Genomic DNA, 12,588 nt, shown 5'->3' on the forward strand with positions numbered 1-12,588 from the left:
GATAGCCTTGTCGGGTGAAGATCGGCGTGAACGTCCCCAACTTCGGCCCCGGCACGGATCCCGGCGCACTGCGCTCGTGGGCGCAGACCGTGGAGGGCCTCGGCTACGACCTGCTGATGGTGTCCGACCACGTCGCGATCACCCCGGACGTCGCGGCGCAGTACCCGGCGCCGTTCTACGAGCCGTTCACGACGCTGTCGTGGCTGGCCGGCGTCACCCACCGGGTGCGCCTGGGCACCACCGTCCTGGTCGTGCCCTACCGCCACCCGCTGCTGGTCGCCCGGATGGCGGCGAACCTCGACCAGCTCAGCGGCGGTGGCCGGCTGGTGCTCGGCGCCGGGATCGGCTGGGCGAAGCAGGAGTTCGACGCGCTGGGCGTCCCGTTCGAGGAACGCGGGAAGCTCACCACCGAGTACCTGCGGGCGATCCGCGCGGCCTGGGCGGAGCACGACGACTACCGCGCGGGCCCGATCCCGCTCTGGCTCGGCGGGCACAGCGACGCGGGGCTGCGCCGCGCCATCGCACTCGGCGACGCGTGGCACCCGTTGCGACTGACCCTGTCCGGGCTCCGGGAAGGGTTGGGACGCCTGAAGAAGCTGGCCGGCGACGAGCCGGTACCGGCGTTCGCGCCGCGGGTCCTGCTGCGGCTGACGGACACGCCGGTGACCGGGCCGGACCGGCGCGCCGGCGAGGGCACGCTCGACCAGGTCCTCGACGACCTGACGCAGCTGCGGGCGATGGGCGCGGACACCGTCGTGCTCGACCCGTTCGACGGCGACCCGGCCGAAACCCTCCACCCGGAGGCGGCTTGGCGAGACCTCGCGGCGATTGCCGCGTCCTGGAAGGAGAAGCTGTGAAGGACACCGAAGAAACCCTGCTGCGACGGGCGATCGAGCTGGCCCGCGAGGCGCGGGAGGTGCACGGCAACCCGCCGTTCGGCTCCCTGCTGGCGGACGCCGACGGCCAGGTCCTCGTCGAGGACCGCAACACCTCGCTCACCGACAACGACATCACGGCGCACCCCGAGCTGAAGCTCGCCCGCTGGGCGGCGCAGAACCTGGCCTCGGAGGTCGCGGCGACGACCACGATGTTCACCAGCACCCAGCCGTGCGGCATGTGCGCCGGCGCGATCGAGCGGTCCGGGCTCGGCCGGGTCGTGTACGCGCTGTCGACCGAGCAGTTCCTCACCCTGCGCCCGCCGGTCACCTGGGGCGGGCACAAGCTGGAGGGCCCCGCCCTGTTCGACGAGGCCCGCGTCCCGGTCGAGGGGTACTACCAGTAGCGATCGACGGGAACCCGGTCCTCGGCGAGGCGTCCCACCGGGGGTCGGATCTCAGTAGTCCTTGAAGCCCTTCCCGGTCTTCCGCCCCAGCCGCCCGGCCGTCACCAGGTGCTCCAGCAGCGGCGCCGGCGCGAAGCCCTCCTCGCGGAACTCGTTGTACAGCGTCCGCTGGATGGCCAGCGAGACGTCGAGGCCGACGACGTCCAGCAGCTCGAAAGGACCCATCGGCAGGCCGCAGCCGACCTTCATCGCCGTGTCGATGTCGTCGGCTCCGGCGTAGTGGGCCTCCAGCATCTTCACCGCGTCGTTGAGGTACGGGAAGAGCAGCGCGTTGACGATGAACCCGGCGCGGTCTCCACAGTGGACGGCGTGCTTGCCGACCGCCTGGCAGACCGCACTCGCCGTGGCGACCACGTCCGGTGCCGTCGCGATCGTCGAGACCACCTCCACCAGCTTCATCACCGGGGCCGGGTTGAAGAAGTGGAGGCCGACCACGTCGGACGGCCGGGAGGTCGCCGCGGCGCACTCGATCACCGGCAGGGACGACGTCGTCGTGGCCAGGACCGCGCCGGGGCGGACGACCTCGTCCAGTGCCGCGAACACCGCCTGCTTCACCGAAAGCTCTTCGGCCACCGCCTCGACGACCAGGTCCACGTCGGCGAGGGCGTCGAAATCGGTGACCGGCGTGATGCGCGCCAAGGCGAGAGCGGCGTCCTCTTCGGACAGTTTGCCCTTGACCACGGCCTTGTCGAGCGACTTCTTCACCTTCGCCACCGACGCCTGCGCCTTCTCCAGGCTCCGGGCCCGCAGCACGACGTCGAGGCCGCGCTTGGCGAAGACCTCCGCGATGCCGGTGGCCATCGTGCCGGTGCCGACCACGCCGACCTTCGCGACCGGCCTCGGCGCGACTCCGTCCACAGTGGACGTCACCGCGGTGTCCGCGACCACGTTCGGCGAGTCCGGCGCGTCGTAGGTGTAGAAGCCACGGCCGGTCTTGCGGCCGAGCAGGCCCGCCGTGATCATCTGCTTGAGCAGCGGCGCCGGGGCGTGGAGCCGGTTGCGGGACTGGTGGTACATCGTGTCGAGGATCTCGTTCGCGGTGTCCAGCCCGATCAGGTCGAGCAGCGCGAGCGGGCCCATCGGGTACCCACAGCCGAACCGCATGGCGGCGTCGAGGTCTTCACGCGTGGCGTAGCGCTGCTCGTACATCCGCACCGCGTGGTTGAGGTAGCCGAACAGCAGCGCGTTGGCGATGAACCCGGCCCGGTCGCCGATCACCACCGGCACCTTGCCCAGCCGCTCGGCGAACGCGACGGTGTCGGTGACCACCTCCGGCTCGGTGACCACGGTCTTCACGATCTCGACGAGCTTCTGCACCGGCGCCGGGTTGAAGAAGTGCATGCCGACGACCTTGCCGGGGCGCGCGGTGTGCACGCCGATCTCGGTGATCGACAGCGACGACGTGTTGGACGCGAACACGACCTCCGGCCGGGTGATCTTGTCCAGCTGCGCGAACACGTCGGCCTTGGCCGCCAGGCTCTCCGGGATCGCCTCGACCACCAGGTCCACATCGGACAGATCGGAGAGCGAAGTGCTGTACCGGATCCGGCCCAGCAGCGCCTCCCGGCCGGCTTCGTCGAGCTTGCCGCCGGAAAGGGCGCGTTCGGTGGAGTGCTCGAGGTGCCCGCGGCCCCGGGCGACCGCCGTCTCGTCGAGCTCGACCGTGACGACGTCGAGCCCGCTGCGCGCGAGCACTTCGGCGATACCGGCTCCCATCGTGCCGAGGCCGACCACTCCGACTGTCGAGATGTCCCGCGCCATCGAGGCCTCCAGTGATGTTACTCGCCGGTAATTGCCCCGATACTGCCACGCGCCGCCATCTGAAGCCCAGACGGAATCGAGTCAGAACCACGCACGTCACCCGGTCGGCGACGCGGGCTCACTCGCCGAAATTGCCGTCCACCAGCTCTTTCGCCTTCGCCAGCGCCTCGGCCGCCTGCGGGCCGCTCGCCACCAGCCGGATCCGGTCACCCTGGCGGGCACCGAGCGACATCAGCGCCAGCACGCTGTGCCCGTCGGCCTCCTGCTCGCCCAGCCGGACCTTCACCTCGGCGTCGAACGCGCTGAGCGTGCGCACCAGCACCGCGGCCGGCCGCGCGTGCAGCCCGACCTCGTTGTGCAGCTCCAGCTCGACCTCCGCAGCATCGCCTGGGGTGGCCGGATCGGCGGGCAGCAGGTCCTCGGGCATCCCGGCTCCCGCGGCGGCCTCCGCCACGGCCTTGCGGTCCTGCCCGGCCTGCGCCGCGACGGCCGCGGCGATCGCGCCCTCGACCAGCGGGCCGTCGGCGACGAGAGCGGCCGAGGGGTCGGCCAGCGATTCGACGGCCAGCTCGGCCGTCATCTGGGCACTGCCGAGGTCGTAGAGCAGCACGACCCCGGCCCCGGAGTCGGCGCGCTGGGTGGCCGCGACGACCTCGTCGTAGTCCGTGCCGATCTCACCGTCCGGCAGGCCGCCGGCCGCCACGATCGTGACGTCCGGGGCCATCTGGGCGGCCAGTTCGGCGAGGCCTTCCGCGATCTTCGCGCTGTGCGACACGAGCACGATGCCGACGCTCACCGGGCGGCTCCCGCGAACGCCCGCAGCAGCAGTGCCGACGACCGCGCGCCGGGGTCCATGTGGCCCACCGCCCGCTCGCCCAGGTAGGACGCCCGGCCCTTGCGCGGCACCAGCTCCACTGTGGACTCGGCCCCGCGGTCGGCCGCGTCGGCGGCCGCGGTCAGCACCGCGGCGACGTCCCCACCGTCTTCGGCCGCCTTCTCCGCGGCCGAGAGCGCGGGGATCAGGGCGTCGACCATGGTCGCGTCGCCTTCCACGGCCTTGCCTCGGGCCTGGACGCCTTCGAGCCCGGCACGCAGGGCGTCCAGCAAGGCCGGGACGTCGAGCTCGGCCGTCGTGCCCAGCTTGGCCGAGGCACGCAGGAAAGCCGTGCCGTACAACGGGCCCGCCGCGCCGCCGACCTTGGAGATCAAGGTGGTCGCGACGAGCTTCAGGACACCGCCCGGGGTGTCCGGCTCGGCCGCGTCGAGCGCCGCGACGACGGCCGTGAAGCCGCGGTTCAGGTTTTCGCCGTGGTCGCCGTCGCCGATCGCGCGGTCGAGCTCGACCAGCTCGGCCCGGTGCTCGGCGACCACCGCCGCGGCGGCACGCACGGCCGCCGCGACCCCTTCGGACTTGCAGGTCATCAGACCCCCCACCGCAGGGCCGCGGTGTTGACCGGCGCGTCCCAGAGCTCGGTCAGCTCGTCGTCCAGTTTGAGCAACGTCAGACTCATCCCCTGCATCTCGAGGCTGGTGATGTACGGGCCGACCAGCCGGCGTTCGACCACGATCCCACGCTCGGCCAGCAGTCGCTCGGCGATGCCGTGCGCCAGGTACAGCTCGACCAGCGGGGTGCCGCCCATCGAGTTCGTGAACAGCAGGACCTTGTCCCCGGAGGCGAACGGCAGGTCGGAGACGACCGCTTCGACCAGCCGCCCGACCAGCGCGTCGGCCGGTTCGAGGGGGATCCGCTCGCGGCCGGGCTCGCCGTGGATGCCGATGCCGAACTCGATCTCGTCGTCGGCCAGCTCGAAGCTCGGGGTGCCGGCGTGCGGGACGGTCGGCGCGGTCAGCGCGACGCCGATCGAGCGCACCTGGCCGATCACCTTCTGCGCCAGCGCGGTCACCGCGTCGAGCGAGTCACCGCGCTCGGCGGCCGCGCCGGTGATCTTCTCCAGCAGCACCGTGCCGCCGACCCCGCGGCGGCCCGCGGTGTAGGTCGAGTCCTTGACCGCGACGTCGTCGTCGATCACGACGCTGCGCACCTCGAGGCCCTCGGCGGCGGCCAGCTCGGCGGCCGTCTCGAAGTTGAGCACATCGCCGGTGTAGTTCTTGACGATCAGCAGGGCACCGGCGTCACCGGTCGTCGCGGTGACGGCGGCCTGCACGGCGTCCGGGGTGGGCGAGGTGAACACCGCGCCCGGGACGGCGGCGGCGAGCATGCCGAGGCCGACGAACCCGCCGTGGAGCGGCTCGTGCCCGGATCCACCGCCGGAGATCACGGCGACCTTGCCCGCGACCGGGGCGTCGGCCCGGACCACGACGTCCGGGTCCTCCTGGACGCGGAGGATGTCGGCGTGCGCGGCGGCGAGGCCCCGCAGTGACTCCGCGACCACGTTCGCCGGATCGTTGATGATCTTCTTCACGGCAACCTCCGGCAACATCGGCGGGTGGGTGCCCTCTTCCTACATCTCCGCGCGGCCGTACGCCAGATCAGGGTTTCGGCAGCTTCGTGACGACGTTCTTCGCGACGGTGACGGCCTTGCCGCACGCGTCGTCCGTGTCCGGTTGGGTGTTGTAGTTCCGGTAGCGGACCTGGGCCAGTTCGACGTCGTCGCCCTGCCACGGCCGGTGCTGCCACTCCACGTTGCACTCCGCCGCGCTGGCGGTGCCCTTCTTCTGGAAGCCGGTGATCCCGCCGCCGAGGTCCACCTTGGAGTAACCGTCGCCCACGAGCGGGGGCAGGCCCGGCAGGAACTCGACCGACACCGTCGGGTTGGCGCCGTTGCTCGTCCAGTCGCAGCTGTGCAGGCCCGTCGGCGCCTGCTTCGGCGACGGCGCCGCCGAGGCGACCACCGAGGACTCCGCCATCGTGCACGCGTCGGCGGTCAGCAGGGTGCCCGGCGGCGTCGGGTACTTCTCCGGCGAGTTGTGCAGCTTCTGGACGACGGCGTCCAGCACCGTCTGCCCGGGACGGCAGGGATCACCCGCGTAGGCGACCGTCACCGTGACGGCGGTGTCCGGGTTCAGGGCCGTCATCGCCGCGACCGTGCAGTCGGAGTCGTCGGTCTTGTCGACGCGCAGCGGCAGCCCGCCGACCTGCCCGGTCGTCTTGTCCGCCCGCGGCAGCAGGGTGCTGCCGATCTCGAAGTCGAGCCGCATCTCCTTGCCGCCGGGGTCCTTCACCTTGTTGGTGCAGCGGTCGTAGGAGATCGACGACGGTGTCGGGTCCTCCTCGACCGTGCCGAGGCCGAGCGGGCCGAGGGCGTCCTTGGTGAGGAACTGGCACGGCTTGACCGTGCGCAGCACGTTCGCAGCCACCGCGGCGTCGGTGATCGGGCCGTCGGAGGACGGGCCGGTGCCCGCCGCGGCGGGCACCGTCGTCCGCGCGAAGTTGGACCGGCCGAGGTCCTGCCCGCACGCGGTCAGCGTCAGCGTGAGGGCGGTGACCAGCAGGAACAGCTTCGGGAGACGGCGGCGCCGAACGTCAGGGAGCACGCGGTGCACGGTAGCGGCACGATCGTGCCGCTGTCCGGACAACCCGGCTATTCCCCCGCCGCGGGTGTGGTGTCGGCGGCCTCGGTGGTCTCCGGCTCCGCCGGCACGACCAGCGGACGGACCTGCGCCCAGACGAAGAACAGCGCGGACACCACCAGCATGCCGATGCCGGCCCACAGGTTGATGTTCACCCCGGCCGCCTTCTGCCGTTCGGCCTCGGAGGTGAACCAGATGCCCATCACCGTGAGGATGACGCCGTAGACGCCGATCAGCAGGGCGATGATCAGCCGGATGTCGAAAGCGCCGGCCTTCTTGGGGCGCGCGCCGGACTCGGTAGCCATGACGGACCTCCTAGAAGATGACGTTGAGGGCGATGGTCAGGATGAGGACGATGCCCGCGAGCAGGCCCGGCTTGCGGTACCAGCCCGAGTTCTCGCCGGTGTTGTCGTGCTGGCGCGTCGACTTCGGGGTCAGCGAGTAGACCAGGCCCACCAGCTCTTCGTCCGGCTTGGGCTTGGTCGCCAGCGAGACCACGACGCTCACCACGATGTCGACGACGAACGCGGTGCCCGCGGCGACGAAGCTCGTGCCCTGGCCGCTCAGGCCGATCACCCCGGCCTGGGACAGGCCCCAGACGGTGACCGCGGACGCGGTACCGAGCACCAGGCCGCTCCAGCCGGCGTGCGGGGTCATCCGCTTCCAGAACATGCCGAGGATGAACGTCGCGAACAGCGGCGCGTTGAAGAACGAGAACAGGTCCTGCAGGTAGTTCAGGATGTTGCCGGAGTTCGACGCGATGAACGCGGTGCCGATGGCGAGGACCGTGCCGGCCGACGTCACGATGCGCCCGAGGCGCAGGTAGTACCCGTCCGGCTTGTCCTTCTTGATGTAGGTCTGCCAGATGTCGTACGTGAAGACCGTGTTGAACGAGCTGAGGTTCGCGGCCATGCCGGCCATGAACGAGGCCAGCAGGCCGGCGATCGCGATGCCGAGCATGCCGTTGGGCAGCAGGTCGCGCATCAGCAGCAGGAGTGCGTTGTTGAAGGTGACGCCGCTTTCCGCGGTGCCGCCGTCGAGCAGGACCTGCTTGTCCTTGACGTACTCGGACACGGTGACCGCGGCGATCATGCCGGGGATGATCACGATGAACGGGACCAGCATCTTCGGGAACGCGCCGATGATCGGCGTCCGCCGCGCGGCGGACATGCTCTTCGACGCCATCGCGCGCTGGACCTCGACGAAGTTCGTCGTCCAGTAGCCGAACGAGAGCACGAAGCCCAGGCCGAACACGATGCCGAGGATCGACAGGATGTTGTTGCCGAAGCCCGTCAGGTTGTCACCGGGCCAGGAGTGCAGCTGCGCGGTGCCGCCCGGGCTGTTGGTGACCTTGTCGACCAGGCCCTGCCAGCCGCCGACCTTGACCAGGCCGATGATCGTCAGCGGCACCAGCGCGATCACGATCACGAAGAACTGCAGGACCTCGTTGTAGATCGCGGCGGAGAGCCCGCCGAGCGCGGTGTAGGAGAGCACGATCACGGCGGCGATGATGATCGACACCCACAGCGGCCAGCCCAGCAGCAGGTTCACGACGCTGGCCAGCAGGAACAGGTTCGCGCCCGCGATCAGGATCTGAGCGGCGGCGAAGCTGATGCCGTTGACCAGGTGCGCCGGCTTGCCGAAGCGGCGGCGCATGAACTCGGGAACGCTGCGGACCTTGGAGCCGTAGTAGAACGGCATCATCACGATGCCGAGGAACAGCATCGCCGGGATCGCGCCGATCCAGAAGTAGTGGACGGTCGGCAGGCCGTACTGGGCGCCGTTGGCGGACATGCCCATGACCTCGACCGCGCCGAGGTTCGCGGAGATGAACGCCAGGCCGGTCACCCAGGCGGGTAGCGAACGGCCCGACAGGAAGAAGTCGAGGCTGCTCGACACCTGCCGCCGTGCCAGGTACCCGATGCCGAGCACCAGGACGAAATAGAACGCCAACTCGATGTAGTCGATCGCGTTGGCGTCGAGTCGCAGGTTCGCATCGGCGAGAAGCACCCGACCCACCTCCCGGCTGTACTTGTCAAACTGGACAACAACCGACAGGAATCACCAGCGTCCTGTCGGATCCGGACAGTACTGCATGGATTCAGGGTCGGCACGCTGACGTGTCCATTGTGCACAGAGGGCGCGTTTCCCGGTCTTTGACCAGCGGAAACGCGCCCTCTGCGCCGCGGGAGCGACTCAGTAGTGGATCATCGATCGGTCGGGACGGCGATCTCGCCCTCCTCTTCGATCAGCCGGGCGAGCACGGCATCGGGCAGGTAGGTGCGGTGCGGGTAGCCCGGACCCCACGAGTTGAGCAGCGGCACCGCGCCGAGCTCGTCGGCCCGCGGGTTGCCGAGGACGGCGTGCACGTCGTCGACCGACTTGGCCCAGCGGAAGGCCGCGATGCCCTGTTTCACGTCGGGCACGTACTTCTCGCGCGCCTGCCAGTCGTCGTTGCGGTAGGAGTCGTCCCAGAGGACGTGCCCGGCGTCCTTGAGCACCTCGGCCGCCGCGCGGACCGACGTGCCGTTGTCGTCACCGGGGTTGGTCTCGGGCCACTCGTCGCGCTTCTTGGCCGCGTCCCAGAGCCAGCGGGCGGTGTACTCGCCGCCGTTGAACAGCGACATGCACCGTGACCAGCCGAAGCCGACGCAGGCGCCTTCCGCGCCCTGGTCGTAGAAGGCGTAGTTGGCGTCGGTGTCCGGGGTGCCACCCGGCTCGAGGCACACGCAGTGCCCGCCGCGGACCCGGCCGAGCGCGGCGGCGCCCGCCTTCGCGATGAAGAACTCGCCGGACTTCTCGTCCTTCTCCGGCTTGTCGAACGCGGAGTACCAGTTGACCCCGATGACCACGGGCGACCGCGTCGGCCGGTCGTCGTCCGCGAGCGCGGACAGCGGATACCGTTCGACGTGCTCCCAGTCGTCCGGAATGAACCGGCCGAGCCGCGGGTCGAGCGGATCGGAACCGAGCGGGCGATAACGCATGACTTCCTCCTCCGTGCAGGCGAAAACGCGCGCACGCCGACCGGAGAACATGCGCACACCAAGCTCAAGGCGGAAAGAAAACGTTGGCACGGCAAAGAAAGACGGCCGAGCGCACCACCCTCCGGCCACGCCGGACGCACCGGCGGAACCCCTCGAATCGAGTATCCCACGAGCCGGAGGCAAAGGAACCGCACCTCACCCGAACAGCGCATTAAGATAACCCCGAGAAATGAACCGCTCACCTTCACGCGCGCTATCAGGTCAACAATTTCCGAACCGGAGTAATGGCACCCGAATCAGATACACGAAAACGGCATCGATTCGGTATCGCACCGAAGACCGCCCCGATGGGCAACCGATGATCCCCGGCGCACGATCAAGAAGGATGACGGACCAAGAAGCCGACCTCCGCCGCCCCACGACGCCGTCACAGGCCGAAGCCGCGACACTTTCTTCACCGTCGCGGATCGCCAGGCAGGTTGGGCAAGAGATACTCGATCCCGCTCGACGTCAGATGAGGCTCAGGACGTCTTCCGGCGAAAGCGTGGCACCGGACCGCTCGGTGTTTCGACCGTCTCCGTGAACATTGCCAACGGGCGGACCCACAGCCCCATCGCGCCGTACAGCGCTCGGTAGACCACCAGTTGCTCTTCGGTCTCGCTGTGCGATGCCACCCCGAGCACCTCGTACTCGTTGCCCTTGTAGTGGACGTAACGCCCCGGCTCGACCACTCAGAACAGCCGGAACTCGTCGGACTCGATGCCGCGCAGTTCGTCGTAGTCCAGGGTCAGGCAGCGGATTCCGCGGTCCTCCGCCAGGGTTCGGGCCTGCGGCTTGATGATCTGGGCCGCGAACACCCCCTGCACCGGGGCCAGCAGCGGGTCGCGGTTGAGCAGTTCCAGATAGCGCGTCAGCTGCTCGACGCCGTCGATTTCGCCGCGGCGCTTGATCTCCACCGCGACCGACTTGCCGTCGGCGTCGCGGGCCATGATGTCGACCGGGCCGATCGGGGTGGGGAACTCGCGGCGGACCAGGGTGTAGCCGTCGCCGAGGGTCTTGATGTGCTCGGCCAGCAGTTCCTGCAGGTGCGCCTCGACGCCGTCCTTCTGCAGGCCCGGTTCCGCGCCGAGGGCCTGCGCGTAGTCGTGGAAGATCTCCTCGATCGAGATCACCAGCTTCTCGCCCTGCTTGTTTTCGACGATCCAGATCTTGCCGTCCTCGATCAGCCAGCAGGGCGGGCTCATCCAGTTCAACGGCTTGTACGCGCGGTCGTCGGAGTGCACCGACACCGAGCCGTCGGACTTGACGAGCAGCAGCCGGGTGGCCATCGGCAGGTGGGCGGTGAGCCGGCCGGCGTAGTCGACCTGGCACCGCGCGATCACGAGACGCACCCGAGGAGGGTAGGACAGGTCCGGGATACTGGTCGGGTGGACCCCATTCAGCGTGTCGCGTCCCGCGAGGTGTACCGGAACAACTGGATGACCGTGCGGGAGGACGAAATCCGCCGTCCCGACGGCTCGGCCGGCATCTACGGCGTGATCGACAAACCGGCGTACGCGCTCGTCATCGCCCAGGACGGCGACCGGTTCCGGCTGGTCGAGCAGTTCCGCTACCCCATCGGCGAACGCCGCTGGGAGTTCCCGCAGGGCACCGCGCCGGACCTGGCCGAGGTGCCGCCCGGGGAGCTCGCGGCCCGCGAGCTGCGCGAGGAGACCGGGCTGCGCGCCGGCTCGATGGTCACGCTCGGCCAGCTCGACGTCGCGCCCGGCATGAGCAGCCAGCGCGGCTGGGTGTTCCTCGCCACCGAGCTCACCGAGGGTGAGCCGGAGCGCGAGCTCGAAGAGCAGGACATGCGCAGCGCCTGGTTCTCGCGCGACGAAATCGAGAAACTGATCCTGACCGGCGGGATCACCGACGCCCAGTCGATCGCCGCGTGGGCCCAGCTCATGCTGGCCGAGCGGCTCCGGCCTTGAGCATCCCGCGGATGACCAGGTGGTGGAACGGCCTGATCAGCGCGAAGTAGGCCGGCCCGACGCGGTTGTGGAAGTGCACGATCGTGCCGACCCGGAACCGCCGCCGGGCGCTGGGAACGACCTCGACCGTCAGGTACCCGCTCAGGTGACTGTCGTCCGCGCCGACGACCAGGTAGCGCTCCGGGTCGCCCGCCCGCACGGTGAAGAGCCCGGCCGCGTCACCGGGCTCGAAGCCGATGGCCGCGGACCGGCGGCGGCGCGGCACCCGCGCCGTCTCCAGGCGCAGGGCCCGCGCCAGCAGGTACCGGACGCCGAACAGGACCTTCACCCATCCGGGACTCCAGCCGAAGACCCCCGCGACGAACTCGCGCAGGCTGTTCTCGCTGGCGATCTCCTTGAACTCGACGTAGTCGGCGCCGTCGAGGAAGGGCTCGAGCTCGGTCATGATCGTCTCCCCAGTACGAGTTCCAGCGCGCTCTTGAGCCGGTCACCCGACAGCGGCGGCACGACCTGCCCGGCGCCGACGACGACCAGGTACAGCGCCTGCCCGAGCTCCGCGTCGCCGCAGACCTCGGTCAGGTAGTCCGCGCGGGTCCGGTCGACGCGCTCCTGGACCACCCGCGCCTCGGCGTCCTGCAGCGCCCACGCCCGCACGGCGATCTCCAGCTCGGGGCCCGGCCCGGGCGCGAGGACGAGCTTCATCAGCGTGCGCAGCCGGTCGCCCCGCACGCGCTCGGCCTCGTCCATGAACCGCGTGGTGCGTTCGGCTTCGACGTGCTCCAGCAGCGCCGTCCGGTAGCCGCCGATGCCCCGGAAGTGGTGGTAGAAGCTGCCTTTCGACAGGCCGAGCCGCTCGGTCAGCCGCTCGATCGTCACCGCCGGCGCGCCCTGCTCCGCCAGCAGCGTCAGCCCCGCGTCCAGCCAGTCCTGCCTGCTCACCATGGCCATACCATACCGTATGGTACGGCCGTCGGGCACCAGAAAAGATGGCCGGAGC

General features: G+C 70.0%; 15 protein-coding genes. 3 read left to right on the top strand and 12 right to left on the bottom strand.

Annotation, left to right across the window (positions count from 1 at the left end; all coding sequences use genetic code 11):
• The first annotated feature begins 14 nt into the window (after positions 1 to 14).
• Entirely contained in the window at positions 15 to 857 is an 843-nt protein-coding gene (locus VA596_RS01370; protein WP_323322738.1) for an LLM class flavin-dependent oxidoreductase, read from the top strand.
• Positions 854 to 1,282 (top strand): nucleoside deaminase, encoded by a 429-nt coding sequence (locus VA596_RS01375; protein ID WP_323322740.1) that lies wholly within the window; start codon positions 854 to 856, stop codon positions 1,280 to 1,282. Before VA596_RS01370 ends, VA596_RS01375 begins: the two co-directional genes overlap by 4 nt.
• A 51-nt stretch (positions 1,283 to 1,333) precedes the next feature.
• Here the strand turns inward: VA596_RS01375 and VA596_RS01380 are convergent, their stop codons facing one another.
• The 10 genes from VA596_RS01380 to nucS form a co-directional block, all read right to left on the bottom strand.
• Positions 1,334 to 3,103, bottom strand: coding sequence for a 3-hydroxyacyl-CoA dehydrogenase family protein (locus tag VA596_RS01380; protein WP_323322741.1), 1,770 nt, complete (start codon positions 3,101 to 3,103; stop codon positions 1,334 to 1,336).
• Positions 3,104 to 3,221: 118 nt separating this feature from the next.
• Entirely contained in the window at positions 3,222 to 3,899 is a 678-nt protein-coding gene (dhaM, locus tag VA596_RS01385; RefSeq protein ID WP_323322743.1) for a dihydroxyacetone kinase phosphoryl donor subunit DhaM, read from the bottom strand.
• The gene (gene dhaL, locus VA596_RS01390; protein ID WP_323322745.1) at positions 3,896 to 4,525 is read right to left on the bottom strand and encodes a dihydroxyacetone kinase subunit DhaL; all 630 of its coding nucleotides are present in this window, start codon (positions 4,523 to 4,525) and stop codon (positions 3,896 to 3,898) included. The genes dhaM and dhaL overlap by 4 nt, the downstream gene beginning before the upstream one ends.
• Positions 4,525 to 5,526, bottom strand: a complete 1,002-nt coding sequence (gene dhaK, locus VA596_RS01395; protein ID WP_323322747.1) for a dihydroxyacetone kinase subunit DhaK — start codon at positions 5,524 to 5,526, stop codon at positions 4,525 to 4,527. Before dhaK ends, dhaL begins: the two co-directional genes overlap by 1 nt.
• Before the next feature lie 67 nt (positions 5,527 to 5,593).
• The gene (locus VA596_RS01400; protein ID WP_323322750.1) at positions 5,594 to 6,598 is read right to left on the bottom strand and encodes a DUF3558 domain-containing protein; all 1,005 of its coding nucleotides are present in this window, start codon (positions 6,596 to 6,598) and stop codon (positions 5,594 to 5,596) included.
• A gap of 47 nt (positions 6,599 to 6,645) precedes the next feature.
• On the bottom strand, positions 6,646 to 6,939 hold the full coding sequence (locus tag VA596_RS01405; RefSeq protein WP_323322753.1) for a hypothetical protein: 294 nt from the start codon (positions 6,937 to 6,939) through the stop codon (positions 6,646 to 6,648).
• A 10-nt stretch (positions 6,940 to 6,949) separates the two neighbouring features.
• The gene (locus VA596_RS01410) at positions 6,950 to 8,644 is read right to left on the bottom strand and encodes a sodium:solute symporter family protein (RefSeq protein WP_323322755.1); all 1,695 of its coding nucleotides are present in this window, start codon (positions 8,642 to 8,644) and stop codon (positions 6,950 to 6,952) included.
• A 197-nt stretch (positions 8,645 to 8,841) separates the two neighbouring features.
• The gene (locus tag VA596_RS01415; protein ID WP_323322757.1) at positions 8,842 to 9,618 is read right to left on the bottom strand and encodes a hypothetical protein; all 777 of its coding nucleotides are present in this window, start codon (positions 9,616 to 9,618) and stop codon (positions 8,842 to 8,844) included.
• A gap of 521 nt (positions 9,619 to 10,139) precedes the next feature.
• Positions 10,140 to 10,349: a DUF1653 domain-containing protein gene (locus tag VA596_RS01420; protein WP_323322759.1), complete on the bottom strand. Its 210-nt coding sequence runs from the start codon at positions 10,347 to 10,349 to the stop codon at positions 10,140 to 10,142.
• Complete coding sequence (gene nucS / locus VA596_RS01425; RefSeq protein WP_323322762.1) at positions 10,350 to 11,009, bottom strand: endonuclease NucS; 660 nt, start codon at positions 11,007 to 11,009, stop codon at positions 10,350 to 10,352.
• Between the two features lie 36 nt (positions 11,010 to 11,045).
• Here nucS and VA596_RS01430 point away from each other — a divergent pair, with 36 nt between their 5' ends.
• Positions 11,046 to 11,591, top strand: a complete 546-nt coding sequence (locus tag VA596_RS01430; protein ID WP_323322764.1) for an NUDIX hydrolase — start codon at positions 11,046 to 11,048, stop codon at positions 11,589 to 11,591.
• Here VA596_RS01430 and VA596_RS01435 read toward each other — a convergent pair.
• Both VA596_RS01435 and VA596_RS01440 read right to left on the bottom strand, forming a co-directional pair.
• Positions 11,563 to 12,036, bottom strand: coding sequence for a DUF2867 domain-containing protein (locus VA596_RS01435; protein ID WP_323322766.1), 474 nt, complete (start codon positions 12,034 to 12,036; stop codon positions 11,563 to 11,565). The two genes, VA596_RS01430 and VA596_RS01435, sit on opposite strands and share 29 nt — an antisense overlap.
• Positions 12,033 to 12,533, bottom strand: coding sequence for a TetR/AcrR family transcriptional regulator (locus VA596_RS01440; RefSeq protein ID WP_323322768.1), 501 nt, complete (start codon positions 12,531 to 12,533; stop codon positions 12,033 to 12,035). Before VA596_RS01440 ends, VA596_RS01435 begins: the two co-directional genes overlap by 4 nt.
• Positions 12,534 to 12,588 lie beyond the last annotated feature (55 nt).

It is taken from the genome of Amycolatopsis heterodermiae, from assembly GCF_034929455.1.
Taxonomy (GTDB): domain Bacteria; phylum Actinomycetota; class Actinomycetes; order Mycobacteriales; family Pseudonocardiaceae; genus Amycolatopsis; species Amycolatopsis heterodermiae.